Below are 25,897 nucleotides of genomic sequence, written 5' to 3' on the forward strand. Positions count from 1 at the left end.
GCTCACCGAAAGGTGGGCCCTTTTTTGTTGTCTGCGATTTTCAGAACCTTTGCAAATTCCCGTTTGGTCGACCGCAGCTACACTTCGGCACATTTGCAGGGGGGGTATTCATGAGTCGCCAATTCAGGCGCGCCTGTCCAGGCGACATCGAAAGCCTGTTGAAGATTGATCCTGTCGCTGAAAAAGATAGCTGCCGTCGAGCGTGTATCGCGAGGTCGGTTGGGGCGCATGAGTGCTGGGTTGTCTGTGAGACTGACAATCCTGGCGTTCTTCTCGGCTACGGCTGTTTGGATCGAAGCTTTTTCGGTGAGTGGTTCATATCCCTCGTGGTCGTCTCCAGTGCGAGCAGGCGTTCCGGCGTGGGTCGGCAAATCGTGAGTGGTCTGGAGCATCACGCTGTTGCAGGCAAGATCTTCACGTCGACCAATGCGTCCAACTTGCCGATGCGGCAGCTGCTGATAAATCTTGAATATCAGCATAGCGGAATGGTGGAGAACCTTGCCCCGGGGGATCCTGAACTCATTTTTGTAAAATTCTTGAGCCATGCGCGTATTGACTGCGAAGGATTTTGATCCATTCGTCGCCGACTTTCGTGAGCATCCTTTTAAATAGTGTGGATATTTAAGGGGTTACGGATTTTATTAACCATTCGGTTATCAAAAATACGTTGTTACAAGACGAATAAATCAGTAATATCCGCCCCGCGTTCACCACCACGGTTTATGCATTTTTAAATCCCAAGCTTCCATCAGCTGCTTGGGATTTTTTTTGCCCGCGATTTGCCTTTCCCGCGCCTCTGCCAGTCTCTCGTCTCGCCCGCTTCCGTTTTTCCGGGAGGGGGTGACAGGCAAGTCCACACTTTTTCGACTACTACTGTCAGGCTGATTTCGCCTCTGCCGGACAGGAGTTCATCAATGCTGGTTCACTGGTTTCTTGCAGCGATTCATCTATTGGCATTTGCCATGGGCTTCTGGGCGGTGTTGACGCGTGGGACGGCCTTCAGTCGCCTGGCGTCCGGCTCGGGTGAAGTCGGGCGCGTATTGCTTGCCGACAATCTCTGGGGGCTCTCGGCGCTGGTGCTGCTCATCACCGGCGGCATGCGCGCCTTTGCCGGTTATGAGAAGGGAGCCGACTACTACCTGCATCAGCCGCTGTTCCATCTGAAGATGACGTTGTTTGTGCTGATTCTGCTTCTGGAACTGGTGCCGATGATCACTCTGATCAAGTGGCGCGTGGCCAAGGCGCGCGGCGCTATCCCTGACACGGAGCGTGCCAGGGTGTTTGCGCGGATCAGTCATGCCGAAGCGCTGCTATTGATATTGATGGTCGTGGCGGCTACCGGAATGGCGCGTGGCGTTACATTCGGCTAGGCGGGCGAGATTCCCATTCGCTATTCGGAAATATCCGACAGCCAACCCTTTGAATGACGGTTAGTATCGGTCGCGAGAAGGGTGAGGCGGGAAGGGGCGTGGCACGCGCCGTCACCAGGGAGGTGGGGGAATGGCAATACGGCGCTTGAATCTTTAGCCAGTCATTGCGCGCAGGCAAACGAACTGGCTACTGACTGCGGTAGGGCTCAGGGCGTTTGTGGCTTGTCCGGAGCGGTCAGGCCAGCCTGGATGCGCTGGTAGATTTCTTCCCGGTGCACTGCAACGTTCTTCGGAGCATTGATGCCGATTCGAACTTGCTGGCCGCTGACGCCGAGAATGGTGATCGTGATGTCATCACCAATGTTTATGCTTTCACCGACTTTGCGGGTGAGTATCAGCATGGTCTTCTCCTTGATTGCTTTGTAGGGCACCTGATTCAGACAGTGCAGAGGTCGGTGGTACGTATAGATTAGTGCGAAGTCTTAAAGTCTGGGTGCCTCTTTCTGACGCGCAGCAGCGGCATTAATTCCCAGCGCGTAACTATACAGGGGCTGTCAGCATCAATCTCGTCCTTTTGTGCCCATTTTGCGGGGCTCCGAAAGTATTCTCGAATGTTAAGATCGCCGCTTTGAAAAATCAGAGGGAAGCGTTGTGCGCAAATTGGTCTGGGTAGTCGCGGCACTGGCATTGGCAGGATGTGGCGAAGGCAAGAGTGTAGATGCGCAAAAAGCGAAACCGGCGGTGGTAGCGGCGCCTGCTGCGGTGGGCCCGCAGTGGGATCTCGAAGTGCGCGGTGAAACCCCTCAGGCGGTCAGCGACCTCAGCGGCTGGCTGATCGAGCATGCCTTTGTGGCCAGTGTCGTCAAGGACGCCAGCGGCAAGACCCGGATCCTCCTCGGCCCTTTCAATTCGAAGGCTGACGCCGAGGCGCGTCAGGCGGATGTGAACGCCGCGCTGATCAAGGCGAAGAAGCAGAACATCGAAACGCTGGTGATCGAGCGCCCGGCGGCGCAATAAGGATCCATTCGGCGGAGCTGACTAAAGGGTGTCCGGCGTGATTCGTTTTTCAAGGAGTCACTGAAGATACCCAGAAGGAGCTCCGCATGGCCTCCGCCAATCCTTACAAATTGTTCGACGTCGTTTTGCGTCACAAGCAGCAGTTGAGCCCGCATCTCATGCGGATCACGCTCGCAAGCCCCACGGTCACCGAGATGGCGACCTGGGCGCCGGATCAGCGAGTGAAGCTGTTTTTTCCTGCCGCAGACGGCTCACCCGCCAGGCTTTCTCAGGGCGAGGGGTGGTACGCCCGTTTCCGCTCGATGCTGATCGATCGTCGCCCGGCGATGCGCACCTACACCATCCGCCACTTGCGTGCCGAAGCAGGCGAAGTGGATATCGATTTCGTACTGCACGGCGAGACCGGTCCAGCCTCCCGTTGGGCCTTGCGATCCCAGCCCGGCGAGTCGATGCAGATTCTGGCCCCCGACAGCCGATTCTCGGCACAAGAGGCAGGGGGATTTGAATGGAAGCCTCCGCAAACGCTCAAGCAACTTTTGCTGGTCGCCGATGCCACCGCCTTGCCGGCCGCCATGGGGATTCTGGAAGAACTGGCGACACTGGCTGAACCGCCGCAGACCCAGGCGTTTTTTGAGGTCGACAGTCGTGAAGACATGTTGGCGGTTCCTGACTGGCCCGGGCTTTTGGTGCAATGGCTGATTCGCGATCAGGCAGTTGCAGGTACGTTGATGGTGGAAGCCGTGCGGCAGGCGACGTTGCCTGTCGATGCATCGCCGGTTGGGCAAGCGGTCGAACTGGCGGATGTCGACATCGAAGAAGAAATTCTTTGGGAGATCGCCGATACGGCCAGCGAGGGATTCTATGGCTGGATCGCCGGCGAATCCGCTGCGGTCATGAGTCTGCGCAAATACCTGATCAAGGAGCGCGGCATCCCTCGCGAGTCGCTCAATCTGATGGGCTACTGGCGTTTCAACAAGTCCGGCGGTTGAGCACAAAAAAGGCCTTGAGTTTATCGCTCAAGGCCTTTTCTTTTGATCAGGCAATCAACCGCAGGCTTTCAGGTTCACCGGGCCGACAAATTCGTTACCGCGTCCCATCACGCACGCCACGCTCTGATTGCGTTGGCGTTCCCAGTCTTGCACTGGATAAGTCTTGTCCCAGGCTTCGTACAATTGCCGATCCTGCTTCGACAAGCGCAAACCATATTGTTTGCTCATGTAAAAGTAGGTACGGGCGATCATGCCGCGGATCGAAGGGCGGGGCATGACCTTCTTCGCCTTGAAGTCGACCTGAGTCAGGCATGAGCCGTACTGACCCTTTTCGACCGGCAACCAGCCGTAGCTGAAATTGCTGCGGTCGCCATTCACTTCGCCGATGCTCGGTACCAGGTTGTGCAGGTCGGCTTCGGCTTTCTGATAGCTCGGGTCATAGCGGGTGCAATTCTTGCGACCGCCTTCTTGCCAGCATTGACGCTGATGGCCGAACTGCCAGGCCGGAACAATGTGCTCCCATTCGATGCGAGACGCCCGTTTGGCGTTCTTGCGTGGGACATAGCCGCAGGCGGCCAGATCGACCTTGTTGCCAGTGTATTTGCACCCGCAATAGAACTCGGTGGATTGTGGGGCGTACAGCTTCCAGGCGACCTTCTTGGCTTCGGTGAATGTACGCGGTGCGCCAGCGTGCGCGCCCAGGGAAATGAACAGCAACAGCACAGCAGCAAAACGCAGAATCATTGAATCAATCTTCCTTCGGCACAACCCAGAAAATCTGTACACCGCCATCGTCGCGGTAGGCGAGGGTGACGTTGTCGTTCTCGTCGATCTCTTCCAGCAAGCGCTCCCAGTCATCCACCGGCTCGTCTGGAAGGCGGAAGATCAGCGCGGCTTTGGCTTTTTGTGCGGTAGGGGAGTTGATGATTTTTTGAACGCGCATGCCCATGCGTTCGTAAGCGTCAGGAGCATCAGGGGAAGTGGCCACGAGGTTATCCTTATTAAGCTGTACGTGCATACAGTATTTAACTGTAGGCATTTTCGCAACTGCTTAAAATTCAAGAAAATCCTCTGACAGCGGTTTTCCGGTTTTGGTGTCGCGCAGGTGTAATTTTTCTTTGGAGGAGGCGCAAGCTTCACCCTTCGTCAAGTTGACGAAGGGTGAAGTCAGTGCCCGATCAGCAATGGATCGGTCGAAGGCAGATCAGTATTCCCAGAACATCCGTTGCAGCTCTTTGCTGTCGTTGGTCTTGGTCAAGGCAACCATGGCCAGGATGCGGGCTTTCTGTGGGTTCAGGTCGTGAGCAACCACCCAGTCGTATTTGTCATCAGGCTGTTCGGCGTTGCGCAGAACGAACCCACCGGCGTTAACGTGAGACGAGCGGATGATCTGCACGCCCTCCTTGCGCAAGGCTTGCAGGGTCGGAACCACGCGGGAGGAAACCGAGCCGTTGCCGGTACCGGCATGGATGATCGCCTTGGCGCCGGACTGGGCGAGAGCCTTGTAGGCTGTGTCGCTGACATTGCCGTAGGAATAGGCGATTTCTACATCAGGAAGGCTCTTGATGTTTTTGATATCGAATTCCGAGTCCATGGTGTGGCGCTTGGCCGGCAGACGGAACCAGTAGGATTTGCCTTCAACTACCATGCCGAGTGGGCCCCAGGCGCTTTTGAAGGCTTCGGTCTTGATGTTGATCATTTTGCTGACATCGCGACCCGACTGGATTTCATCGTTCAGCGTCACCAGTACGCCTTTGCCGCGAGCCTCTTTGCTGCTGGCGACGGCCACGGCGTTGTACAGGTTCAGCATGCCGTCTGCCGACATGGCGGTGCCCGGGCGCATGGAGCCGACGACGATGATCGGCTTGTCGGTTTTTTCCACCAGGTTAAGGAAGTACGCGGTCTCTTCCAGGGTGTCGGTGCCGTGGGTGATGACGATGCCATCGACGTCTTTGCTGTCGGCCAGTTCGGAAACGCGACGACCCAATTGCAGGAGGTTTTCGTTGGTGATGCTTTCCGAGGCGATTTGCATGACCTGTTCGCCGCGCACATTGGCCAGCGTGCTCAGTTCGGGAATGCCGGCGATCAATTGTTCGATGCCCACTTTCGCGGCCTGATAGGTCGCGCTGTTGGCTGCGCTGGCGCCCGCGCCGGCAATGGTGCCGCCGGTAGCCAGTACCACTACGTTGGCCAGTTTGGCCTGGGTTTCAGCTTCTTTTGCCTGGAGGGCGGTTGGCAGGAGCAGGAGGAGGGCCAAAGCGCCCGGAACGAAACTCTTCAAAGCAGATGTCATTATTTTTCTCTCTAGTAGTGAGACGGTGCTGATGCAGGTTCATCTAGATGCGCCCCGGGCCGATCTGAATGCCAGGGGTGCAGGAAGGGAGCAGGATCTGTACCAGTCGTACTGTGCTTGAGAGAAATGTTTAACCTCATGATTTAAATCAAGATTTGTTCGAAGGGTGAGTTTGATCCTCCGTCGCTCATCCGGGTTTCCGAACGCGGGCTGTTTTCTCGTTCGGCTCACCGAAAAGGATTACGAGCTCCGTCCACAGGGGGGCTGGCCAGTTTTCGGATCTGTGCTAAAGAAAGCGGCGCACTGGCCGATGCGCCTTGATAGGGATCCAATTTTTCAGGAGTTCAAATGTCATTGACTATCGGTTTGCCAAATCCCGGCGCGGTTACCATCGGCGGAAAAACAGCCGCTACGATCAATGCCCTGAGCGAGGCCAACGAGCAAGCAGCGGCCGAAGCGCTGGGCAAAGACGCTGGCGATACGAAGCAAGTCAGAACCGGTGGCGGACCCGTGCAGGAAGAGGCGCCGGCCGAGAGCAGTGGCAATCAAAGCATCACGATAAAAATACTGCTCAAACGCATGAAGGAATTGCAACAGCAATTGCAGGAGCAGCAACAGCAATTGGCTGCCGCGCAGGCAGCGAGTTATCCGACCGAAGAAGCCAAGACAACTGTGGTGATGTCGATTCAGGGGCAGATCGCAGACACCAACGCTGCACTCATGGAAGTGGCCGGCAATCTGGTTCGCGAGATGGCCAAGGGGTCTGGCAGTGGCGGTGTGATCAACACGACTGCGTAGGAAAAGGGGCGATGACTATGATTCGCCCTACAAAAAAAGCAGATTTTCAGTCGTTGACAAATGTCGACAGGATTCGCATAGTTCGGTCTACGCAAACGTTTGCGCGGTCTTCGCGGTGAATTGATTTCGTCGTGGGGTGCAGCGAGCTTACGCCAGCGCAAGCGTTGCTCACAATAATCATAAGATCGGAGTGAACCCATGAAGCTGCCATTCGCTGGACGTCTTCTTGCTGTCGCCATGCTGGCTGCCGCATCCGCCGCACTGCCTGTCTCTTCGGCTTTCGCCGAGTCCCCTGAAAAACCCAAAGTCGCCCTGGTCATGAAATCTCTGGCCAACGAATTCTTCCTGACCATGGAAGACGGCGCCAAGGCCTACCAGAAAGAACATTCCGCCGATTTCGACCTGATCTCCAACGGCATCAAGGACGAAACCGATACGGCGGGGCAGACGCGCATTGTCGAGCAGATGATTCTGGCGAAGGTCAACGCGCTGGTTATCGCACCGTCTGATTCCAAGGCGATGGTGCCGGTGATCAAAAAGGCCGTCGATGCCGGTATCACTGTGATCAACATCGATAACCAGCTCGATCCGGCTGTGATCAAGAGCAAGAACATCAGCGTTCCGTTCGTAGGCCCGGATAACCGTAAAGGCGCGCGTCTGGTGGGCGAGTACCTGGCCAAACAACTGAAGGCCGGTGACGAAGTCGGCATCATTGAAGGCGTCTCCACGACGACCAACGCCCAGCAGCGTACCGCTGGCTTCAAGGATGCGATGGAGGCTGCACAGATCAAGGTTGTTTCCCTGCAGTCCGGCGACTGGGAAATCGACAAGGGCAACAAGGTGGCCGCTTCGATTCTCAGCGAGTACCCGGACGTCAAGGCGCTGCTGGCCGGCAACGACAGCATGGCTGTGGGCGCCGTTTCCGCCGTGCGCGCTGCCGGCAAGGCCGGTCAGGTGCAGGTTGTCGGTTACGACAATATCAATGCCATCAAGCCCATGCTGAAGGACGGTCGCGTTCTGGCGACCGCCGACCAGTACGCTGCGAAGCAAGCGGTGTTCGGTATCGAGACCGCGCTGAAAATCATCAAGGGCGAGAAAGTCGACAGCGGTGCGAATGGCGTGATCGAAACGCCTGTCGAGCTGGTCACCAAGTAAGTCCTTTGGCGACACAATGGCGCTCGTCCGTCCGGGCGAGCGCATGGAGATTTTTATGTCAGTTTCCGCTCCGATCGCTGTCCTCTCGGTCAGCGGTATCGGCAAGACCTATGCGCAACCGGTACTGACCGGCATCGATCTGACGTTGATGCGCGGTGAAGTGCTGGCACTGACCGGTGAGAACGGTGCAGGTAAAAGCACCCTGTCGAAGATCATCGGTGGCCTGGTCACCCCTACCACCGGCCAGATGCAGTTCCAGGGCAAGGATTATCGCCCCGGCAGTCGCACGCAGGCTGAAGAACTGGGTGTGCGCATGGTCATGCAAGAGCTCAATCTGCTGCCGACGCTTTCGGTGGCGGAGAACCTTTTTCTCGACAACCTGCCGAGCAATGGTGGCTGGATCAGTCGCAAGCAACTGCGCAAAGCCGCTATCGAAGCCATGGCTCAAGTCGGTCTCGATGCCATCGACCCGGACACACTGGTCGGCGAGCTGGGCATCGGTCACCAGCAAATGGTCGAGATCGCCCGAAACCTGATCGGCGATTGTCATGTGCTGATCCTCGACGAACCGACCGCGATGCTGACCGCCCGTGAAGTTGAGATGCTCTTCGAGCAGATCAGCCGGTTGCAGGCGCGTGGCGTCTCGATCATCTACATCTCCCACCGCCTCGAAGAACTGGCCAGGGTCGCTCAGCGCATTGCTGTGTTGCGTGACGGCAACCTGGTTTGCGTCGAACCGATGGCCAATTACAACAGCGAGCAACTGGTCACCCTGATGGTCGGTCGCGAGCTGGGCGAGCATATCGATCTGGGGGCTCGCAATATCGGCCCGCCGGCCCTGACGGTCAAAGGCCTGACCCGCTCCGACAAGGTTCGCGACGTTTCCTTTGAGGTTCGCGCCGGCGAGATTTTTGGCATTTCGGGGCTGATCGGAGCTGGGCGCACCGAACTTTTGCGGTTGATCTTCGGCGCCGACGTCGCGGACAGCGGCACGGTGGCGCTCGGTTCGCCGGCAAAAACGGTAAGCATTCGTTCGCCTGTGGATGCGGTGCGCAATGGCATCGCCTTGATCACGGAGGATCGCAAGGGCGAAGGCCTGCTGCTGAGCCAATCGATCAGCGCCAACATTGCCTTGGGCAACATGCCGGAAATTTCCAGCGGCGGATTCGTCAACAACGGCGATGAAACGAAGCTCGCGCAGCGGCAGATCGACGCCATGCGCATCCGCAGTTCCAGTCCGACGCAGCTGGTGTCCGAGCTGTCCGGCGGCAATCAGCAAAAGGTGGTGATCGGTCGCTGGCTTGAGCGCGACTGCTCGGTGTTGCTGTTCGATGAGCCGACTCGTGGTATCGACGTCGGTGCCAAATTCGATATCTATGCCTTGCTCGGCGAACTGACCCGGCAGGGCAAGGCCTTGGTCGTGGTGTCCAGCGATTTGCGCGAGTTGATGCTGATCTGCGACCGCATCGGTGTGTTGTCGGCGGGGCGTCTGATCGATACGTTCGAACGCGACAGCTGGACCCAGGATGACTTGCTTGCCGCCGCATTCGCCGGCTATCAGAAACGTGATGCGTTGCTCAACGAAGCAGCGCCTAGGGATCTCCCATGAAAACTGCATCTTCCGCCGGCAAATCCAGTGGCAATTTCTACGGCCTTGGCACTTATCTGGGCCTCGCCGGCGCCTTGCTGGCAATGATTGCGCTGTTCTCGGTCATGAGCAGCCATTTCCTGTCGTACAACACCTTCAGCACCCTGGCCAACCAGATTCCCGACCTGATGGTGCTGGCAGTGGGCATGACCTTCGTCCTGATCATCGGCGGGATCGATCTGTCGGTGGGCTCGGTACTGGCACTCGCGGCCTCCACTGTCAGCGTGGCGATTCTTGGCTGGGGCTGGAGCGTACTGCCGGCGGCCTTGCTGGGTATGGCTGTCGCGGCGTTGGCTGGCACGGTAACTGGTTCGATTACCGTGGCGTGGCGAATTCCGTCGTTCATCGTGTCTCTGGGGGTTCTGGAAATGGCCCGTGGTCTGGCCTATCAGATGACGGGGTCGCGTACGGCTTACATCGGTGACTCCTTCGCCTGGCTGTCGAACCCGATCGCCTTCGGCATTTCGCCGTCGTTCATCATTGCCTTGCTGGTTATCTTTATTGCCCAGGCCGTTCTGACCCGTACTGTGTTCGGTCGCTACCTGATCGGCATTGGCACCAACGAAGAAGCGGTGCGTCTGGCGGGGATCAATCCAAAACCCTACAAGATCCTGGTGTTCAGTCTGATGGGGCTGCTCGCCGGTATTGCGGCGCTGTTCCAGATTTCCCGGCTGGAAGCGGCCGACCCGAATGCCGGTTCCGGCCTTGAGCTGCAAGTGATCGCTGCCGTGGTGATCGGCGGCACCAGCCTGATGGGTGGGCGTGGTTCTGTGATCAGCACCTTTTTCGGCGTGTTGATCATTTCCGTGCTGGCGGCCGGCCTGGCGCAGATTGGCGCGACCGAACCGACCAAGCGCATCATCACCGGTGCGGTGATCGTGATCGCCGTGGTGCTCGACACCTATCGCAGTCAACGCGCAAGTCGACGGGGCTGATAAATGGCAACGATCAAGGATGTGGCGGCACTTGCAGGAATTTCCTACACGACCGTGTCCCACGTAGTAAACAAGACCCGACCGGTGAGCGAAGAGGTGCGGCTCAAGGTCGAGGCGGCGATCAAGAGTCTCGACTATGTGCCGAGCGCCGTGGCCCGATCGCTGAAAGCGAAAACCACCGCCACCATCGGTTTGCTGGTGCCCAACAGCCTCAACCCGTACTTCGCCGAACTGGCGCGCGGAATCGAGGATTACTGCGAGCGTAACGGCTACTGCGTAATTCTCTGCAACTCCGACGACAACCCGGACAAGCAGCGCAGCTACCTGCGGGTGCTGCTCGAAAAGCGCATCGACGGCTTGATCGTCGCGTCTGCGGGTGGCGACAGCGGTCTGGCGCAAGGACTGGCGGGCGTGAAGACACCGATGGTGATTGTCGACCGTGGTCTCGAAGGCGTGGACGCCGACCTGGTGCGCATCGATCACGAATATGGCGCCTACCTTGCGACGCGGCATCTGCTTGAACTTGGTCATCGCGATATCGCCACGATCGGTGGTCCGGCCAGTACCAGTGTTGCGCAAATGCGTCAGGCCGGTTTTAGTCGCGCGTTGAAAGAGGCCGGTGTTGAAGTGTCCCCGTCGCGCATGCTGGAAAGCGACTTCACCAGCACTGGCGGTTACAACGCGGCTTCCGTCCTGCTTGAGCGCAATCCGCCGAGCGCGATTTTTGCCGGTAACGACATGATCGGCATCGGTGTGCTGCGAGCGGCGGCGGAGCGCAACGTGCGCGTGCCTGCCGAACTGTCGGTGATCGGTTTCGACGATATCCAGATGAGCCGTTACGTGTATCCCGCGCTGACGACTGTGGGCCAGTCGATCCTGCAACTGGGGGAGATGGCCGCGGAAGTTTTGTTGCGAAGAATTGCCACCCCGGGTCTGGCGACGGATCAGCGGATCGTGACCCCGAGTATTGTCCTGCGCGAATCGACTGCACCGCTGTCCGGCGTGTTCACCGAATACCGCTGAAACGAATTGAAGAGTAGTGATGTATGTCCGCAAATGTAGTGGTAATAGGCAGCTTGAACATGGATCTGGTCACCCGGGCGCCGCGCTTGCCCCGGGGTGGTGAGACGCTGATCGGCCATTCCTTCGCGACCGTGTCCGGTGGCAAGGGCGCCAATCAGGCGGTGGCTGCTGCGCGGCTGGGTGCGAAGGTGTCGATGGTCGGCTGTGTCGGCAGCGATGACTATGGCGTGCAATTGCGCGACGCGTTGCTGGCCGAGCAGATCGATTGCCAGGCGGTCAGCGTGGTGGAGGATTCCAGTGGCGTGGCGCTGATCGTGGTCGATGACAACAGTCAAAACGCGATTGTCATCGTGGCCGGCGCCAATGGTTCGATGACTCCGGCGGTTGTCGACCGGTTTGACGCCGTGCTGCAGGCTGCCGACGTGATCATTTGCCAGCTGGAAATCCCCGATGCCACGGTAGGCCATGCGCTGAAGCGCGGACGTGAACTGGGCAAGACGGTCATCCTTAACCCGGCGCCGGCCAGTCGCCCGCTGCCAACGGACTGGTTTGCTGCAATCGATTACCTTATTCCCAACGAGAGCGAGGCCGCCGCCCTCAGCGGTTTGCCGGTGGACTCATTGGAGACCGCTGAAAAAGCAGCAGCGCACCTGATGTCACTGGGCGCCGGCAAGGTCATCATCACGCTTGGGGCTCAAGGCTCATTGTTCGCCAACGGCACGGGTTACCGGCATTTTCCTGCACCCAAAGTGAAGGCTGTCGATACCACTGCCGCCGGGGATACGTTTGTCGGCGGATTTGCGGCTGCGCTGGCGACCGGCAAAACCGAGGACGAGGCCATTCGCTTCGGGCAGGTCGCTGCGGCCCTGTCGGTCACCCGGGCAGGTGCCCAGCCCTCCATTCCTACCACCTCCGACGTACAGGCATTCAAACCCGCATGAAAAAGACTCCTTTGCTCAATGTCGCCCTTTCGCGGCTGATTGCTTCCCTCGGCCACGGCGACATGGTCGTGATCGGCGATGCCGGCCTGCCGGTACCGCCGGGTGTCGAGTTGATCGACCTGGCGTTGACGCACGGCGTGCCGGATTTCGTCAGCACCCTGAAAGTCGTGCTCAGCGAGATGCAGGTGGAAAGCCACGCACTGGCCAAGGAGATTTTCGACAAGCAACCGACTTCGCTGCCCACGCTGGACGAACTGAATGACGAAGGCTCGCTGGGGCGGCGTGACCTGTTCAGTCACGAGCAGTTCAAGGTACTCAGCCGACAGGCACGAGCGATTGTTCGTACGGGTGAATGTCAGCCGTACTGCAACATCGTGCTTGTGGCCGGTGTTACGTTCTAAACAGGGTTCGCCCCTTTTGATTTCATCTGCACAAGGAATGCGCCATGCACCGCTATGCTCAAAAAATGCATCAATTGATTCGGAGTCTGCTGCTTTTGTCCGTGATAACCGCGACCGGCGCCCAGGCGGCGGAAAAGATCGACCTGATCATCGACACCGACCCTGGCGCCGACGACGTGGTCGCCCTGTTGTTTGCCCTGGCCTCCCCGGAGGATTTGAACATTCGTGCGTTGACCACCGTCGCTGGCAACGTGCGTCTGGACAAGACTTCGCGCAATGCGCGGTTGGCCCGTGAGTGGGCAGGGCGGGAAGAGATTCCGGTGTACGCCGGCGCGCCAAAACCGTTGATGCGCACGCCGATCTACGCCGAAAACATCCATGGCAAGGAAGGCCTGTCGGGTGTCACCGTGCACGAACCGAAAAAAGGCCTGGCCGAGGGCAATGCTGTCAACTACCTGATCGACACCCTGAAAAAAGCCAAGCCGCACAGTATCACTATTGCGATGCTCGGCCCGCAGACCAACCTGGCCCTGGCGCTGATCCAGGAGCCGGAGATTGTTCAGGGAATCAAGGAAGTAGTGATCATGGGGGGCGCCCACTTCAATGGCGGCAATATCACGCCAGTGGCCGAGTTCAATCTGTACGCCGACCCGCAAGCCGCGGAGGTGGTGCTCAAAAGCGGCGTGAAACTGACTTACCTGCCGCTGGACGTGACCCACAAGATCCTGACCAGTGACGCGCGCCTGAAGCAGATCGCGGCGCTGAACAACAATGCGAGCAAGATTGTTGGCGACATCCTCAACGAGTACATCAAAGGGGATATGGAGCACTACGGCATTCCGGGTGGCCCGGTGCATGACGCCACTGTCGTGGCTTACCTGCTCAAGCCTGAGCTGTTCACGGGGCGTTCGGTGAATGTGGTGGTCGACAGCCGTGAAGGCCCGACCTTCGGCCAGACCATTGTCGACTGGTATGACGGCCTGAAGGCGCCGAAGAACGCTTTCTGGGTGGAGAGCGGTGACGCCCAGGGCTTCTTCGACCTGCTGACCGAGCGTCTCAAGCGTCTGAAGTAAGCGATACGCCCCGCAGGTGCCAGCTTGCGGGCTTTTACTCCCTCTCGGTGTCCGATGCCCCTTTGATGTCATCGGGATATTTCTCGAACAGCTGGGCAATGAATGACTGCGCGCCCTGGGTTCCCAGCGACTTCACCAGCAAATCGATAGTGATCAATGCCAATTCCTCCGGACTGCCCGGACTATAGGAGCTGTGCCCTTGTGGCCAGGTGGCCTTGATGTCGGCGGTAATGCTTACGGTGGTCATGGCAAGGCTCGGTCGCGAGATCGGATTTTTGAGTTAACCATTTTGTCGAGCGTTTGGCACTGCGACTTAGGCATGAGCGCAGGGCTATGCGACACTTGGTCGTTTCCGCAGAAAACAAGGATTGCGCTGTGCAGATCGATCTGAATAGCCCCGATGGCCTGACCCTTGATGCTGTCCGCCGGATGCTGGCGTCGGCCAGTGATGACGAACATACCCAACTGCGCGTGACCAAGGGCGGGATTGCCTATATCTCTTCGGGTGTCACTGGCGGCCAGGACATCGATGGCCTGCTGTTTCGCTTGGAGACCTGGGCAAAAGGCTCGGGGTATGTGGGAAATGTCGCGGCCAGCGACGAAGTCTGGGTCATGCAGATTTTCAATGCGCTCAAAGACAATTGGCCGAATCCGCCTTACGACTACATTGATGTCTATTGAGCCTTATTAATATTCAGTGACGTTTTACGGGGTGAGATTTCAGGCGTTGCTCAGGCACACTCGGCGTTTTTCCGATCGTGGGGCAGGGGGATGGCTCTCACCGTGAAACCAAACGCCGTATTGGCGGTCGCACGATCTCTGCTCAAAATTGAAATAAGGAGGCTTCATGCCTTGGAAGTTCGCGTCACTGGGTGCACTGATGACCGTTGCTGTGTTGGCGGGTTGCAGCACAACCTCCAGTGAGTCGCAAAAGGATCCAGTGACGACTGAGGCCGGCCTTGGTCGTTGTGAGGCGTCAGCAGCGGAATTCGCTCTCGGCAAGAAAGCTTCGCCGGAGCTGTTGGAGCAGGCACGCAAAAAAGCCGGTGCGCAGAACGCCCGGTTCCTCAAGCCCAATGACATGATTACTTTGGAGTACCGCTCTGATCGCCTCAACCTGAATACCGATCAGAACCTGGTGGTCACCCGCGTCAACTGCGGCTGAATCTGTCGAGCTTTTGTATCACCCATAAAAAACCCCGTCACATGGACGGGGTTTTTTTAGTGCGCCGGGAAATTACTCTGGGCGAACTTGTGCAGCTTGCATACCCTTTTGGCCTTTCTCAGCCACGAAGGAGACGGTTTGGCCTTCTTTCAGGCTTTTGAAACCGTCAGTTTCGATAGCTTTGAAGTGTACGAACAGGTCGTCACCGCCACCTTGAGGAGTGATGAAGCCGAAGCCTTTTTCATCGTTGAACCATTTAACGGTGCCGGTTTGGCGATTAGACATGGTGTATCTCCAAGAAACATATATTTTCAGTAGTACTGTGCTGCTCAGGCCAACTGGGCACACCGGGGTATCATAGTCGAAATGTTCGCTTTGGTAGCCCCCCGGACGTGCTGTTTGCCAATCAGTCGTGTTTTCTTTACTGCCTGTTTCGGCTGGAGGCCCCGGTTTAAAAGGCTTTTCGCGAAAAGTAAAGACAATAAAAAAACCTGTAAAACCTGCATAAATCGTACGAAAAGGCCTGAATCAGATGCCTTTCAGCGGGGCTGGGGGCAGTGAAAAGGCCTGTTTCATCATTTTTTCGCCGGGACGTTGGCCTTGCATTTGGCAATTTGCCCCAGAGCTTTTTGTTGCAGCTCAGGCGTGGCCTTGTTGTCCATCAATGACTGAATGTCGCTGGCCGGATAAGACTTGATGGCATCGGCACCGCACGCGCAGTGGGATTTTGCGGCAGCGGCACCGATTTGCGGAGTGGCCGCCTGGGTGCACTGAGCCATGTATTTCTCACGCTCGCCCTTTGGCCAGTCGGCGTGGGCGCTCAGCGGCAGCAGCAAAACGAGGGGGGCGACTGCAGCAAGCAGGGTATTAAGACGCATGCGAGGATGCTCCTTGTGGGTCAATGTCTTGTTATCTGAGGGCCCAAAGGCCGATCAAGTTCAGCACTCTGGCATAAAACAGACGATTTGCCTCTTGGTAAAAACCAGAGTGCATCGGTGACCATTCATCTGTGCTAGCATGCCTGGCTCGGGCGTTCGCAGGCTCCGGATGACCTTCAGTCCCGGTTGCGGCCGCGCACGAATTTTCTGATTTGAATCCCAGTCACTCTGGTTCGGTTTTCCGGTTGGCCGCAAGGCTCCTGCCGCTGTAAGGCAGGCGTTCGTCATTGAATGGCCTGGACCGGATCTTGTACTGGCTCATCCCAACCCACGTGACCTTTGGTAGGGGTCACCACTAGGAGAGGAGGCGCCATGCCAACTATTACTCTTCCCGACGGCAGTCAACGTTCATTCGATCACCCGGTTTCCGTAGCCGAGGTCGCCGCATCCATCGGTGCAGGCCTGGCCAAGGCCACCCTGGCCGGCAAGGTGAACGGCAAGCTGGTTGACGCTAGCGACATCATCGACAGCGACGCAACGCTGCAAATCATCACGCCAAAGGATGAAGAGGGGCTGGAGATCATTCGCCACTCTTGCGCCCACCTGGTCGGCCATGCGGTCAAGCAGCTGTATCCGACTGCAAAAATGGTCATCGGGCCGGTCATCGACGAAGGTTTCTATTACGACATCGCCTTCGAGCGTCCTTTTACTCCGGACGACATGGCGGCCATCGAACAGCGCATGCAGCAGCTTATCGATACAGAATATGACGTGATCAAGAAAGTCACTCCGCGTGCCGAAGTGATCGAAGTGTTCAAGGCCCGTGGCGAAGACTACAAGCTGCGCCTGGTCGAAGACATGCCGAACGAGCAGGCCATGGGCCTGTACTACCACGAAGAATACGTCGACATGTGCCGCGGTCCGCACGTGCCGAACACACGCTTCCTGAAATCCTTCAAGCTGACCAAGCTGTCCGGCGCCTACTGGCGCGGTGATGCCAAGAACGAGCAATTGCAGCGCGTTTATGGCACCGCGTGGGCAGACAAGAAGCAACTGGCTGCTTACATCCAGCGTATCGAAGAAGCTGAAAAGCGCGATCACCGCAAGATCGGCAAGCGCCTGGGCCTGTTCCATACACAGGAAGAAGCGCCGGGCATGGTGTTCTGGCACCCGAATGGCTGGACGTTGTACCAGGTACTCGAGCAGTACATGCGCAAGGTGCAGCGCGACAATGGCTATCTTGAAATCAAGACGCCGCAAGTCGTTGATCGTAGCCTGTGGGAAAAGTCCGGGCACTGGGCCAACTACGCCGACAACATGTTCACTACCGAGTCGGAAAGCCGCGACTACGCCATCAAACCGATGAACTGCCCGTGCCACGTGCAGGTGTTCAATCAGGGCCTGAAAAGCTACCGCGAGTTGCCGATGCGTCTGGCCGAGTTCGGTGCCTGCCACCGTAACGAACCTTCGGGTGCGCTGCACGGCATCATGCGTGTGCGTGCGTTCACTCAGGATGACGCCCATATCTTCTGCACCGAAGAGCAGATGCAGGCTGAATCCGCTGCGTTCATCAAGCTGACCATGGATGTTTACCGTGACTTCGGCTTCACCGATGTCGAGATGAAGCTGTCCACTCGTCCGGAAAAGCGCGTTGGTTCCGACGAGCTGTGGGATCGCGCCGAAGCAGCCCTCGCTGCAGCCCTTGATAGCGCTGGCCTGCCATACGATCTGCAGCCGGGTGAGGGTGCGTTCTACGGTCCGAAGATTGAATTCTCGCTGAAAGATTGCCTCGGCCGCGTGTGGCAGTGTGGTACCTTGCAGCTCGATTTCAACCTGCCTGTGCGTCTGGGAGCCGAATACGTCTCCGAAGACAATAGCCGCAAGCACCCGGTGATGTTGCACCGTGCGATCCTCGGTTCGTTCGAGCGTTTCGTCGGGATTCTGATCGAGCACTACGAAGGTGCATTCCCTGCGTGGCTGGCGCCAACCCAGGCAGTGATCATGAATATCACTGATAAACAGGCAGATTTCGTCGCTCAGGTCGAAAAAACTCTCAACGAAAGCGGGTTTCGTGCCAAGTCCGACTTGAGAAATGAAAAGATCGGCTTTAAAATCCGCGAGCATACTTTGCTCAAGGTTCCATATCTCTTGGTTATTGGGGATAAGGAAGTCGAGATGCAGACTGTCGCTGTGCGTACTCGTGAAGGTGCTGACCTGGGCTCGATGCCCGTCGCCCAGTTCGCTGAGTTTCTCGCGCAAGCGGTTTCCCGGCGTGGTCGCCCAGATTCGGAGTAATTATTATTAAGCGTGAAATGAGACAAGATAAACGAGCTGCACCGAAAGCCCCGATCAACGAGAATATCTCGGCACGCGAGGTTCGGTTAATTGGCGCTGATGGCGAGCAGATTGGCATCGTCTCGATTGATGAAGCGCTTCGTATTGCTGAAGAAGCCAAGCTTGATCTGGTAGAAATCTCTGCCGACGCAGTCCCACCGGTTTGCCGGGTGATGGACTACGGCAAATCGATCTTCGAAAAGAAGAAGCAGATTGCTGCGGCGAAGAAGAACCAGAAGCAGATTCAGGTAAAAGAAATCAAGTTTCGTCCAGGGACGGAGGAAGGGGATTACCAGGTAAAACTGCGCAACCTGGTACGTTTCCTGAGTGACGGGGACAGGGCCAAGGTATCCTTGCGATTCCGCGGCCGTGAGATGGCCCACCAGGAGCTGGGGATGGAACTCCTCAAGCGGGTTGAACAAGACCTGCTCGAGTACGGTTCGGTCGAACAGCATCCTAAGATGGAAGGACGCCAGCTGATCATGGTCATCGCCCCGAAAAAGAAGAAGTAATCAACAGGGCACGGCAGGCCTTCTGATTATGTTTATCAACTGAATGCGGAGTATCCGAACATGCCAAAGATGAAAACCAAAAGTGGTGCTGCTAAGCGGTTTCTGAAAACTGCTAACGGTATCAAGCACAAGCACGCTTTCAAGAGCCACATCCTGACCAAAATGTCGACCAAGCGTAAGCGTCAACTGCGCGGTAGCAGCTTGCTGCATCCGTCTGACGTGGCAAAAGTCGAGCGCATGCTGCGCCTTCGTTAATTTTTGGATCAAGAATAGAGGAAGTAACTCATGGCTCGTGTAAAGCGTGGCGTCATTGCCCGTAAACGTCACAAAAAAATTCTGAAACTTGCTAAAGGCTACTACGGCGCACGCTCCCGCGTATTCCGTGTTGCCAAGCAAGCGGTAATCAAGGCAGGCCAATACGCCTACCGTGACCGTCGTCAGAAAAAACGTCAGTTCCGCGCTCTGTGGATCGCTCGTATCAACGCTGGTGCTCGTGTTAACGGTCTGTCCTACAGCCGATTCATCGCCGGCCTGAAAAAAGCGTCCATCGAGATCGACCGTAAGGTTCTGGCTGATCTGGCAGTGAACGAAAAAGCGGCGTTTGCTGCGATTGTCGAGAAAGCTAAAGCCACCTTGGCTTAAGTACCCCCGACAGTCACCCGGCCTCACCTCTGTGGGGTCAGGTGTTAAACGTCATAAATAGGGGAAGAGCCTTCAAGCTCTTCCCCTATTTTGTATCTGGAGTCTGTACATGGAAAACCTGGATGCGCTGGTCTCTCAAGCACTAGAGGCTGTGCAAAGCGCTGAAGATATCAATGCCCTGGAGCAAATCCGGGTTCAATACCTTGGCAAAAAAGGTGAATTGACTCAGGTGATGAAGACCCTGGGGAATTTGCCGGCAGAAGAGCGTCCGCAAGTCGGCGCCCTGATCAACGTTGCCAAGGAGCGTGTTACAGGCGTTCTCAATGCGCGCATGGCTTTGTTTGAGGAAGCCGAACTGGCTGCCAAACTGTCTGCCGAATCCATTGACGTGACCCTGCCGGGCCGTGGTCAGACCTCCGGTGGTCTGCATCCGGTAACCCGGACTCTGGAACGTATCGAACAGTTCTTCACCCATATCGGCTACGGCATCGCCGAAGGCCCTGAGGTCGAAGACGACTATCACAACTTCGAGGCGCTCAACATCCCAGGCCACCACCCGGCCCGGTCGATGCATGACACCTTCTATTTCAACGCCAACATGTTGCTGCGCACCCATACCTCGCCGGTACAGGTCCGCACCATGGAATCGAAAAAGCCGCCGATCCGCATCGTCTGCCCAGGTCGTGTGTACCGCAGCGACTCCGATATCACCCACTCGCCGATGTTCCACCAGGTCGAAGGCTTGCTGGTCGATCGCGATATCAACTTCGCCGACCTCAAAGGCACGATCGAAGAGTTCCTGCGGGTGTTCTTCGAAAAAGAACTGGCCGTGCGTTTCCGTCCTTCGTACTTCCCGTTCACCGAGCCTTCCGCCGAAGTCGACATGGAATGCGTGATGTGCAGTGGTAAAGGCTGCCGCGTCTGCAAACAGACCGGCTGGCTGGAAGTGATGGGCTGCGGCATGGTTCACCCGAACGTGTTGCGCATGTCCGGGATCGATCCGGAAGAGTTCTCGGGCTTTGCCTTCGGCATGGGCGTTGAGCGTCTGGCCATGCTGCGTTACGGCGTGAACGACTTGCGTCTGTTCTTCGACAACGACTTGCGGTTCCTCGCGCAATTTCGCTAGTCGTAACGAATTCTTAGGAGAGCAGGATGAAATTCAGTGAACAATGGCTGCGTGGCTGGGTCAGCCCGCAGGTAGATCGCGACGCGCTGGTTGCCCGTCTGTCGATGGCCGGTCTTGAGGTCGATAGCGTTACGCCGGCCGCCGGTGTTTTCAGTGGCGTGGTGGTGGGCGAGGTGCTGAGCACCGAGCAGCACCCCGATGCCGACAAATTGCGCGTTTGCCAGGTCAGCAATGGCGCGGAAACTTTCCAGGTCGTGTGCGGTGCGCCAAACGTGCGTCCGGGCCTGAAGATTCCGTTCGCGATGATCGGTGCCGAACTGCCGGGCGACTTCAAGATCAAGAAGGCCAAGCTGCGCGGCGTCGAGTCCAACGGCATGCTGTGCTCGCAAGCCGAACTTCAGATCGGCGAAGGCAATGACGGTCTGATGGAGCTGCCGGCTGATGCGCCGGTGGGCGAAGATTTCCGTGTTTATCTGGACCTGGAAGACGCCAGCATCGAAGTCGACCTGACTCCGAACCGTGGCGACTGTCTGTCTCTGGCTGGTCTGGCTCGTGAAGTCGGCGCGCTGTACGACGCTCCGGTCACTCGCCCGGTGGTGATGACCGTTCCTGCGGTGCACGACGAAGTGCGCTCGGTAGAGGTTCTGGCACCTGCCGCGTGCCCGCGTTATCTGGGTCGTGTCATTCGCAACGTTGATCTGTCCAAGCCGACGCCGCTGTGGATGGTTGAGCGTCTGCGTCGCGCTGAAGTGCGCAGCATCGATGCCGCAGTCGACATCACCAACTACGTAATGCTCGAACTGGGTCAGCCGCTGCACGCTTTCGATCTCGCCGAAATCAATGGCGGCATCCGGGTGCGCATGGCGGAAGAGGGTGAGAAGCTCGTGCTGCTCGACGGTCAGGAAGTCAGCCTGCGTAGCGATACGCTGGTGATCGCCGACCACAGTCGCGCTCTGGCGATTGCCGGCGTGATGGGTGGCGAGCACAGCGGTGTATCCGCGACCACTCGCGATGTATTCCTTGAGAGTGCGTTCTTCGACCAGATCGCTGTGGCGGGCAAGGCTCGTTCCTACGGTCTGCACACCGATGCTTCGCACCGCTACGAGCGCGGTGTGGACTGGCAACTGGCCCGTGAAGCCATGGAGCGCGCCACTGGCCTGCTGCTGGAAATCACCGGTGGCGAAGCTGGCCCGATCATCGAGACCGTCAGCGAGCAGCACCTGCCGTCGATCGCGCCGATCACTCTGCGTGCGCAGCGCATTACCCAGATGCTGGGCATGGAAATGGATTCCGCCGAAGTCGAGCGTCTGCTCAGTGCTTTGGGTCTGAAGGTTTCCGCCGACGGAGCAGGGCAGTGGCGCGTAGAAGTGCCGAGCCATCGCTTCGATATCAGCCTGGAAGTCGATCTGATCGAAGAGCTGGCACGTCTGTACGGTTACAACCGCCTGCCGGTTCGTTACCCGCAAGCTCGTCTGGCGCCACAGGCCAAGGCCGAAGCGCGCAGCGATCTGCCGGAACTGCGTCGTCTGCTGGTCGCTCGTGGTTATCAGGAAGCAATCACTTACAGTTTCATCGATCCGAAGCAGTTCGAGCTGTTCAACCCGGGCGTTGAGCCGCTGCTGTTGGCGAACCCGATCTCCAATGACATGGCCGCCATGCGTTCGTCGCTGTGGCCGGGTCTGGTCAAGGCGCTGCAGCACAACCTCAACCGTCAGCAGGATCGCGTTCGTCTGTTCGAGAGCGGTCTGCGCTTTGTAGGTCAGCTGGAAGGTCTGAAACAAGAGCCGATGATCGCCGGTGTGGTGTGCGGCAGCCGTCTGCCGGAAGGCTGGGCGCAAGGTCGCGACACCGTTGACTTCTTCGACGTCAAGGCTGACGTAGAAGCGGTGCTGGGCTTTGCTGGTGCGCTGGATCAGTTCACTTTTGCACCGGGTAAACATCCTGCACTGCATCCTGGCCAGACCGCACGCATCGAGCGGGAAGGGCGTGAAGTCGGCTTTATCGGCGCGATTCACCCTGAGTTGTCGAAATCCCTGGGTCTCGACCGTCCGGTCTTCGTCTTCGAGCTGGTTCTGGCTGAAGTCGCTCTGGGTAAAATGCCGAAATTCCATGAGTTGTCGCGCTTTCCTGAGGTGCGTCGTGACCTGGCACTGATTGCGCACAAAGACGTCGCAGCCTCGGCTGTACTGGACGTAATCCGTGAAAATGCAGGCGAATGGCTGACAGACCTCAGGCTATTTGACGTGTATCAGGGTAAAGGCATTGATCCTGATAGAAAAAGCCTTGCAGTCGGCTTGACCTGGCAGCATCCATCGCGCACTCTTAATGACGATGAGGTGAATTCGACGACGCAAAATATCCTCACCTCGCTCGAACAAAGGTTGAACGCCACGTTAAGGAAGTGACGTATGGGGGCTTTGACGAAAGCTGAGATGGCGGAACGTCTGTATGAAGAGCTGGGCCTGAACAAGCGGGAAGCCAAGGAATTGGTGGAGCTGTTTTTCGAGGAAATCAGGCACGCTCTCGAAGACAACGAGCAGGTCAAATTGTCGGGTTTCGGCAATTTCGACCTTCGGGACAAACGCCAGCGGCCTGGCCGCAACCCGAAAACGGGGGAAGAAATCCCGATCACGGCTCGCCGTGTGGTCACCTTTCGTCCAGGGCAGAAGTTGAAGGCCCGAGTTGAGGCTTATGCTGGAACCAAGTCATAACGACGAACTACCCGTCATCCCGGGCAAACGCTACTTCACCATCGGTGAAGTCAGCGAGCTGTGTGCGGTAAAACCACACGTGCTGCGCTATTGGGAGCAGGAGTTTCCTCAGCTCAACCCCGTCAAACGCCGCGGAAACCGCCGGTATTATCAGCGCCAGGACGTGCTGATGATCCGGCAGATCCGCGCGCTCCTTTACGATCAGGGGTTCACCATCGGCGGTGCGCGTCTGCGACTGTCCGGCGATGAGGCCAAAGACGACACCACCCAATACAAGCAAATGATCCGCCAGATGATCGCCGAGCTCGAAGACGTTCTGGTGGTTCTCAAGAAATAATTTCCTGCTTTTAAATACTTCCAGTTTTCAAAAGCTTGCGATATATTCTTGAGCGTTCTTCGAGACGAAGAGCGAGTTTCACGCCTAGTCGGGGCGTAGCGCAGTCCGGTAGCGCACTAGCATGGGGTGCTAGGGGTCGAGTGTTCGAATCACTCCGTCCCGACCATTATTCCTGAGTAAAATCAGACATTTAAGCCGATCACCTGGATCGGCTTTTTTGTGCCCGCGAAAAATTGCTGTTGCAGCAAAACCGTTCAAGGTTTCTTTTCTTCAAATCCATCCTTCGACCTGCTGGATGTTTGTGCGTCCTTCTCTGTCTCGTGGGACTCTGCACCGGAGTTCGACCCCGAGGCTTCTTCACCCTTTTTATCGGCCTTGTCTTCCTTGGATTCGGTGCCTCCCTGATTGACCCCTGGAATTCCGGTAGGCGGTACGCTGCTTCCCGCCATCGCCAGCGGTGCGGTGGCAGATAAAAGACTTCCAAGCATGAGGGCTGCAATGGTTCTGTTCATCGTCGGGCTTCCGCGTCAGGTGGATAGACGTTGGAAGTTCTGACTCGGGGTAAAGTGCCGGTCAACTGACGGGCGGGAACTCATAGCTATTCTTCACGCACGCCCGCTATAGATGTGGTTCAGCAAGAACAGCTCGATGATCGCCACAAAGACGCAGGTCACGACAAATCCGCGGGTGAAGACTCTGCGAGGCTTTTGGCCGGACGTCTGGAAGCCGTCAAGAATCGATAGCAGGTTTGAAAAAAAATCCAGTAAGTCCATCCGTTTTTGTCCTTCGTTCGGTGCCGGTATCGCGGTGCGGCGCAGTTTATCTCATCGACTCAATTGGTCACGGTCATGTTTCACTGCTCACGCAACTGGCTCCAGTCAATGCCGAACCGTCCGAGGTACTTCCTCAATCGGTCCGCATCATTGGGCTGCGCCTTCGCCTGTCGCGACACGCCGAACAGTCGCCTGCCGGCATCCGACAAGCTGTCTGCCTGTCTACAAACCTCAAGCACTGCTTTCAATTGCAATCGATCAAACAGATCCAGCGTCTCGGCATCGCCCGGCAAGTCATTCGTCATCCCGGCCGGTTGCGCCAGGCCCCACGCATACCGCAGCCGATCAATTTCCTCCTCGACCTGCGCTTCATCGATTCGCCCGCTGTCGGCCAGCGTCGCCATGCGCGTGATCGAGGCCGAAAGCTCGCGGAAATTGCCCAGCCACGCAGCTTCCCGTGAGCTGGCGAAACTCAAGTAGCGCCGTCGTGCTTCAAGATTGAAGCGCACCAGTTGGCCGTGTTCGCGCGCGTGGCGTTCAAGCTCGAAATCGATGTTGGGTTCGATGTCTTCGCGGCGACCCGCCAGGCCCGGCAGGTCGAACGTCCAGAGGTTGATCCGTGCGTAGAGATCTTCCCTGAACAGACCTTCGGCGACGCGACTGCGCAGGTCGCGGTGGGTGCCGGCGATGATCAGGAAATCGCTGTCGACCTCCTTGTCCGAGCCCAGCGGGAAGAAGCGCTTCTCTTCGATGGCCTTGAGCAGCATGGCTTGTTCGTCCGCGCCCAGCTCGCCGATCTCGTCGAGAAACAACATGCCGCCGTCAGCTGCGCGCAGCAGGCCGTCGCGAGCGTTTTGTGCGCCGGTAAAGGCGCCTTTGACGTGGCCGAACAGCGCGGACATTGCCCCGTCGCCACGCAGGGTGGCGCAGTTGACTTCAACGAAACGTCCCTGCATTTGATGGCGACTGCGTTTGAGCTCGTAGATGCGTCGGGCGAGAAAGGATTTGCCGGCGCCGGTCGGGCCGATCAGCAGCATCGGCGCTTTCGAGCGCACGGCCACGCGTTCGATCTGCTCGATCGAGCGGTTGAATGCGGTGTTGCGGGTGGCGATGCCGGACTTGAGAAACTCCAGGCCTTCCAGACGTCTGTGGGTGAAGCGTGAAGCAATCCGGTCGTAGCGCGACAGATCCAGGTCGATCAGGGCGTGGGTGCCGGTGGCCGGTTCTTCTTCGCTCTTGCGGCGGGCGGGGGAGGTCTGGATCAGGCGCGCGGGCAGGTAGCGCGCCTCGGTCAGCAAGAACCAGCAGATCTGCGCGACGTGGGTCCCCGTGGTGATGTGCACCAGATAGTCCTCACGCTCGGTATCGAAGGTGTACTCGGAGGTGAAGTCGTGGAGTGCGCCGTAGACCTCTTCGAAATCCCAGGGGTTGCGCAACGCCATCGGGTGCAGGCGCACTTCCGTGCCCGGAGACACCTGACGGATGTCCTCGCGAATGCGTTCGGCCAGGCTCGCGTCCCGTGCATCTGTGCCGTGTATCAGTTCCAGGCGATGGATCAATACGTCCGGTTGCTGGCACAGGCCCACGCTAGGCCGCCAATGGTTCCAGCGGTTGGCGCCTTTGCCTACGCGATCGAGGGTGGCGCCGATGAAACCGATGGCGACGGTGCGCTTGCTGGACATTGATTATCCTGAAAGATAAATGACGATATCGAATGATAGTGTTCTAGGGCTTTATTTGTCGTGATGAAAATCAGGTCACGCTCGCTCTAGAAAT

The 25,897-nt window shown here is 57.6% G+C and carries 32 protein-coding genes and 1 tRNA gene; 23 read left to right on the plus strand and 10 right to left on the minus strand.

The features are described 5' to 3' along the window. The first annotated feature begins 110 nt into the window (after positions 1-110). Together ACEN93_RS26870 and ACEN93_RS26875 are read left to right on the plus strand one after the other, a co-directional pair. Positions 111-572 (plus strand): GNAT family N-acetyltransferase, encoded by a 462-nt coding sequence (locus ACEN93_RS26870; protein ID WP_085667866.1) that lies wholly within the window; start codon positions 111-113, stop codon positions 570-572. Between the two features lie 342 nt (positions 573-914). Further along, positions 915-1,370, plus strand: a complete 456-nt coding sequence (locus ACEN93_RS26875) for a DUF2214 family protein (protein ID WP_039771575.1) — start codon at positions 915-917, stop codon at positions 1,368-1,370. A 206-nt stretch (positions 1,371-1,576) separates the two neighbouring features. Here ACEN93_RS26875 and csrA read toward each other — a convergent pair whose 3' ends face one another. Further along, on the minus strand, positions 1,577-1,771 hold the full coding sequence (gene csrA, locus ACEN93_RS26880; RefSeq protein WP_003179932.1) for a carbon storage regulator CsrA: 195 nt from the start codon (positions 1,769-1,771) through the stop codon (positions 1,577-1,579). Between the two features lie 250 nt (positions 1,772-2,021). Here csrA and ACEN93_RS26885 point away from each other — a divergent pair, with 250 nt between their 5' ends. Together ACEN93_RS26885 and ACEN93_RS26890 are read left to right on the plus strand one after the other, a co-directional pair. Beyond that, a complete protein-coding gene (locus tag ACEN93_RS26885) occupies positions 2,022-2,387 on the plus strand; it encodes an SPOR domain-containing protein (protein WP_495610711.1) in 366 nt (121 codons plus the stop codon). Positions 2,388-2,473: 86 nt separating this feature from the next. Further along, positions 2,474-3,376: a siderophore-interacting protein gene (locus ACEN93_RS26890; protein WP_074687698.1), complete on the plus strand. Its 903-nt coding sequence runs from the start codon at positions 2,474-2,476 to the stop codon at positions 3,374-3,376. Between the two features lie 54 nt (positions 3,377-3,430). Here the strand turns inward: ACEN93_RS26890 and ACEN93_RS26895 are convergent, their stop codons facing one another. The 3 genes from ACEN93_RS26895 to ACEN93_RS26905 form a co-directional block, all read right to left on the minus strand. Then, complete coding sequence (locus ACEN93_RS26895; protein WP_007956001.1) at positions 3,431-4,120, minus strand: endonuclease; 690 nt, start codon at positions 4,118-4,120, stop codon at positions 3,431-3,433. A gap of 4 nt (positions 4,121-4,124) precedes the next feature. Beyond that, the gene (locus tag ACEN93_RS26900; RefSeq protein WP_371857356.1) at positions 4,125-4,394 is read right to left on the minus strand and encodes a DUF1654 domain-containing protein; all 270 of its coding nucleotides are present in this window, start codon (positions 4,392-4,394) and stop codon (positions 4,125-4,127) included. 186 nt (positions 4,395-4,580) lie between these two features. Then, positions 4,581-5,669 carry an asparaginase gene (locus ACEN93_RS26905; protein WP_039771567.1) on the minus strand — a complete coding sequence of 363 codons (1,089 nt, stop codon included), beginning with the start codon at positions 5,667-5,669 and terminating at the stop codon, positions 4,581-4,583. 348 nt (positions 5,670-6,017) lie between these two features. Here ACEN93_RS26905 and ACEN93_RS26910 point away from each other — a divergent pair, with 348 nt between their 5' ends. The 8 genes from ACEN93_RS26910 to ACEN93_RS26945 all read left to right on the plus strand — a co-directional run bounded on the left by ACEN93_RS26910 (position 6,018) and on the right by ACEN93_RS26945 (position 13,643). Next, positions 6,018-6,467, plus strand: a complete 450-nt coding sequence (locus tag ACEN93_RS26910) for a hypothetical protein (RefSeq protein ID WP_039771565.1) — start codon at positions 6,018-6,020, stop codon at positions 6,465-6,467. A 198-nt stretch (positions 6,468-6,665) separates the two neighbouring features. After that, entirely contained in the window at positions 6,666-7,622 is a 957-nt protein-coding gene (locus ACEN93_RS26915; protein WP_007956008.1) for a sugar ABC transporter substrate-binding protein, read from the plus strand. Between the two features lie 55 nt (positions 7,623-7,677). Beyond that, a complete protein-coding gene (locus tag ACEN93_RS26920; protein WP_085667865.1) occupies positions 7,678-9,231 on the plus strand; it encodes a sugar ABC transporter ATP-binding protein in 1,554 nt (517 codons plus the stop codon). Further along, entirely contained in the window at positions 9,228-10,205 is a 978-nt protein-coding gene (locus ACEN93_RS26925; RefSeq protein ID WP_007956013.1) for an ABC transporter permease, read from the plus strand. Before ACEN93_RS26920 ends, ACEN93_RS26925 begins: the two co-directional genes overlap by 4 nt. 3 nt (positions 10,206-10,208) lie before the next feature. After that, on the plus strand, positions 10,209-11,228 hold the full coding sequence (locus ACEN93_RS26930; protein WP_074687701.1) for a LacI family DNA-binding transcriptional regulator: 1,020 nt from the start codon (positions 10,209-10,211) through the stop codon (positions 11,226-11,228). A 23-nt stretch (positions 11,229-11,251) separates the two neighbouring features. Beyond that, a complete protein-coding gene (gene rbsK / locus ACEN93_RS26935) occupies positions 11,252-12,169 on the plus strand; it encodes a ribokinase (RefSeq protein ID WP_163974519.1) in 918 nt (305 codons plus the stop codon). Then, positions 12,166-12,570, plus strand: coding sequence for a D-ribose pyranase (gene rbsD / locus ACEN93_RS26940; protein WP_495610712.1), 405 nt, complete (start codon positions 12,166-12,168; stop codon positions 12,568-12,570). Before rbsK ends, rbsD begins: the two co-directional genes overlap by 4 nt. 44 nt (positions 12,571-12,614) lie before the next feature. Further along, a complete protein-coding gene (locus tag ACEN93_RS26945; protein ID WP_039771556.1) occupies positions 12,615-13,643 on the plus strand; it encodes a nucleoside hydrolase in 1,029 nt (342 codons plus the stop codon). Between the two features lie 34 nt (positions 13,644-13,677). Here the strand turns inward: ACEN93_RS26945 and ACEN93_RS26950 are convergent, their stop codons facing one another. Further along, positions 13,678-13,890, minus strand: coding sequence for a hypothetical protein (locus tag ACEN93_RS26950; protein ID WP_495610713.1), 213 nt, complete (start codon positions 13,888-13,890; stop codon positions 13,678-13,680). A gap of 128 nt (positions 13,891-14,018) precedes the next feature. Here ACEN93_RS26950 and ACEN93_RS26955 point away from each other — a divergent pair, with 128 nt between their 5' ends. Together ACEN93_RS26955 and ACEN93_RS26960 are read left to right on the plus strand one after the other, a co-directional pair. Then, a complete protein-coding gene (locus tag ACEN93_RS26955; RefSeq protein WP_007956024.1) occupies positions 14,019-14,324 on the plus strand; it encodes a hypothetical protein in 306 nt (101 codons plus the stop codon). 166 nt (positions 14,325-14,490) lie between these two features. Continuing rightward, positions 14,491-14,808, plus strand: coding sequence for an I78 family peptidase inhibitor (locus ACEN93_RS26960; protein WP_039771553.1), 318 nt, complete (start codon positions 14,491-14,493; stop codon positions 14,806-14,808). Positions 14,809-14,880: 72 nt separating this feature from the next. On the opposite strand, the gene ACEN93_RS26965 is transcribed toward ACEN93_RS26960, so the two are convergent. Together ACEN93_RS26965 and ACEN93_RS26970 are read right to left on the minus strand one after the other, a co-directional pair. Further along, a complete protein-coding gene (locus tag ACEN93_RS26965; protein WP_007956027.1) occupies positions 14,881-15,093 on the minus strand; it encodes a cold-shock protein in 213 nt (70 codons plus the stop codon). A gap of 290 nt (positions 15,094-15,383) precedes the next feature. Beyond that, positions 15,384-15,686, minus strand: coding sequence for a hypothetical protein (locus tag ACEN93_RS26970; protein WP_039771551.1), 303 nt, complete (start codon positions 15,684-15,686; stop codon positions 15,384-15,386). A gap of 372 nt (positions 15,687-16,058) precedes the next feature. Between ACEN93_RS26970 and thrS the strand changes: the two genes are divergently transcribed. The 9 genes from thrS to ACEN93_RS27015 all read left to right on the plus strand — a co-directional run bounded on the left by thrS (position 16,059) and on the right by ACEN93_RS27015 (position 23,514). Then, positions 16,059-17,981, plus strand: a complete 1,923-nt coding sequence (gene thrS / locus ACEN93_RS26975; protein WP_039771550.1) for a threonine--tRNA ligase — start codon at positions 16,059-16,061, stop codon at positions 17,979-17,981. Next, positions 17,981-18,532: a translation initiation factor IF-3 gene (infC, locus tag ACEN93_RS26980; RefSeq protein ID WP_169432615.1), complete on the plus strand. Its 552-nt coding sequence runs from the start codon at positions 17,981-17,983 to the stop codon at positions 18,530-18,532. The genes thrS and infC overlap by 1 nt, the downstream gene beginning before the upstream one ends. Positions 18,533-18,592: 60 nt before the next feature. Next, positions 18,593-18,787 carry a 50S ribosomal protein L35 gene (gene rpmI, locus ACEN93_RS26985; protein ID WP_002553160.1) on the plus strand — a complete coding sequence of 65 codons (195 nt, stop codon included), beginning with the start codon at positions 18,593-18,595 and terminating at the stop codon, positions 18,785-18,787. A 30-nt stretch (positions 18,788-18,817) separates the two neighbouring features. Further along, a complete protein-coding gene (rplT, locus tag ACEN93_RS26990) occupies positions 18,818-19,174 on the plus strand; it encodes a 50S ribosomal protein L20 (RefSeq protein ID WP_002553161.1) in 357 nt (118 codons plus the stop codon). Between the two features lie 109 nt (positions 19,175-19,283). Then, a complete protein-coding gene (pheS, locus tag ACEN93_RS26995; protein WP_011333387.1) occupies positions 19,284-20,300 on the plus strand; it encodes a phenylalanine--tRNA ligase subunit alpha in 1,017 nt (338 codons plus the stop codon). 26 nt (positions 20,301-20,326) lie between these two features. After that, positions 20,327-22,705 carry a phenylalanine--tRNA ligase subunit beta gene (gene pheT, locus ACEN93_RS27000; RefSeq protein WP_495610714.1) on the plus strand — a complete coding sequence of 793 codons (2,379 nt, stop codon included), beginning with the start codon at positions 20,327-20,329 and terminating at the stop codon, positions 22,703-22,705. A gap of 3 nt (positions 22,706-22,708) precedes the next feature. Then, positions 22,709-23,011: an integration host factor subunit alpha gene (gene ihfA, locus ACEN93_RS27005; RefSeq protein WP_002553164.1), complete on the plus strand. Its 303-nt coding sequence runs from the start codon at positions 22,709-22,711 to the stop codon at positions 23,009-23,011. Next, positions 22,992-23,348, plus strand: a complete 357-nt coding sequence (locus ACEN93_RS27010) for a MerR family transcriptional regulator (protein ID WP_003179985.1) — start codon at positions 22,992-22,994, stop codon at positions 23,346-23,348. The genes ihfA and ACEN93_RS27010 overlap by 20 nt, the downstream gene beginning before the upstream one ends. Before the next feature lie 89 nt (positions 23,349-23,437). Further along, positions 23,438-23,514: transfer RNA gene (locus ACEN93_RS27015), tRNA-Pro, on the plus strand. An 88-nt stretch (positions 23,515-23,602) separates the two neighbouring features. On the opposite strand, the gene ACEN93_RS27020 is transcribed toward ACEN93_RS27015, so the two are convergent. From ACEN93_RS27020 to rtcR, 3 genes are all read right to left on the minus strand, one after another. Continuing rightward, on the minus strand, positions 23,603-23,860 hold the full coding sequence (locus ACEN93_RS27020; protein ID WP_414881452.1) for a hypothetical protein: 258 nt from the start codon (positions 23,858-23,860) through the stop codon (positions 23,603-23,605). 93 nt (positions 23,861-23,953) lie between these two features. Continuing rightward, positions 23,954-24,121 (minus strand): hypothetical protein, encoded by a 168-nt coding sequence (locus ACEN93_RS27025; RefSeq protein ID WP_166742349.1) that lies wholly within the window; start codon positions 24,119-24,121, stop codon positions 23,954-23,956. Between the two features lie 80 nt (positions 24,122-24,201). After that, positions 24,202-25,803 carry an RNA repair transcriptional activator RtcR gene (gene rtcR / locus ACEN93_RS27030; protein ID WP_163974525.1) on the minus strand — a complete coding sequence of 534 codons (1,602 nt, stop codon included), beginning with the start codon at positions 25,801-25,803 and terminating at the stop codon, positions 24,202-24,204. Positions 25,804-25,897 lie beyond the last annotated feature (94 nt).

The sequence above is a fragment of the Pseudomonas sp. Pseusp21 genome (assembly GCF_059492145.1).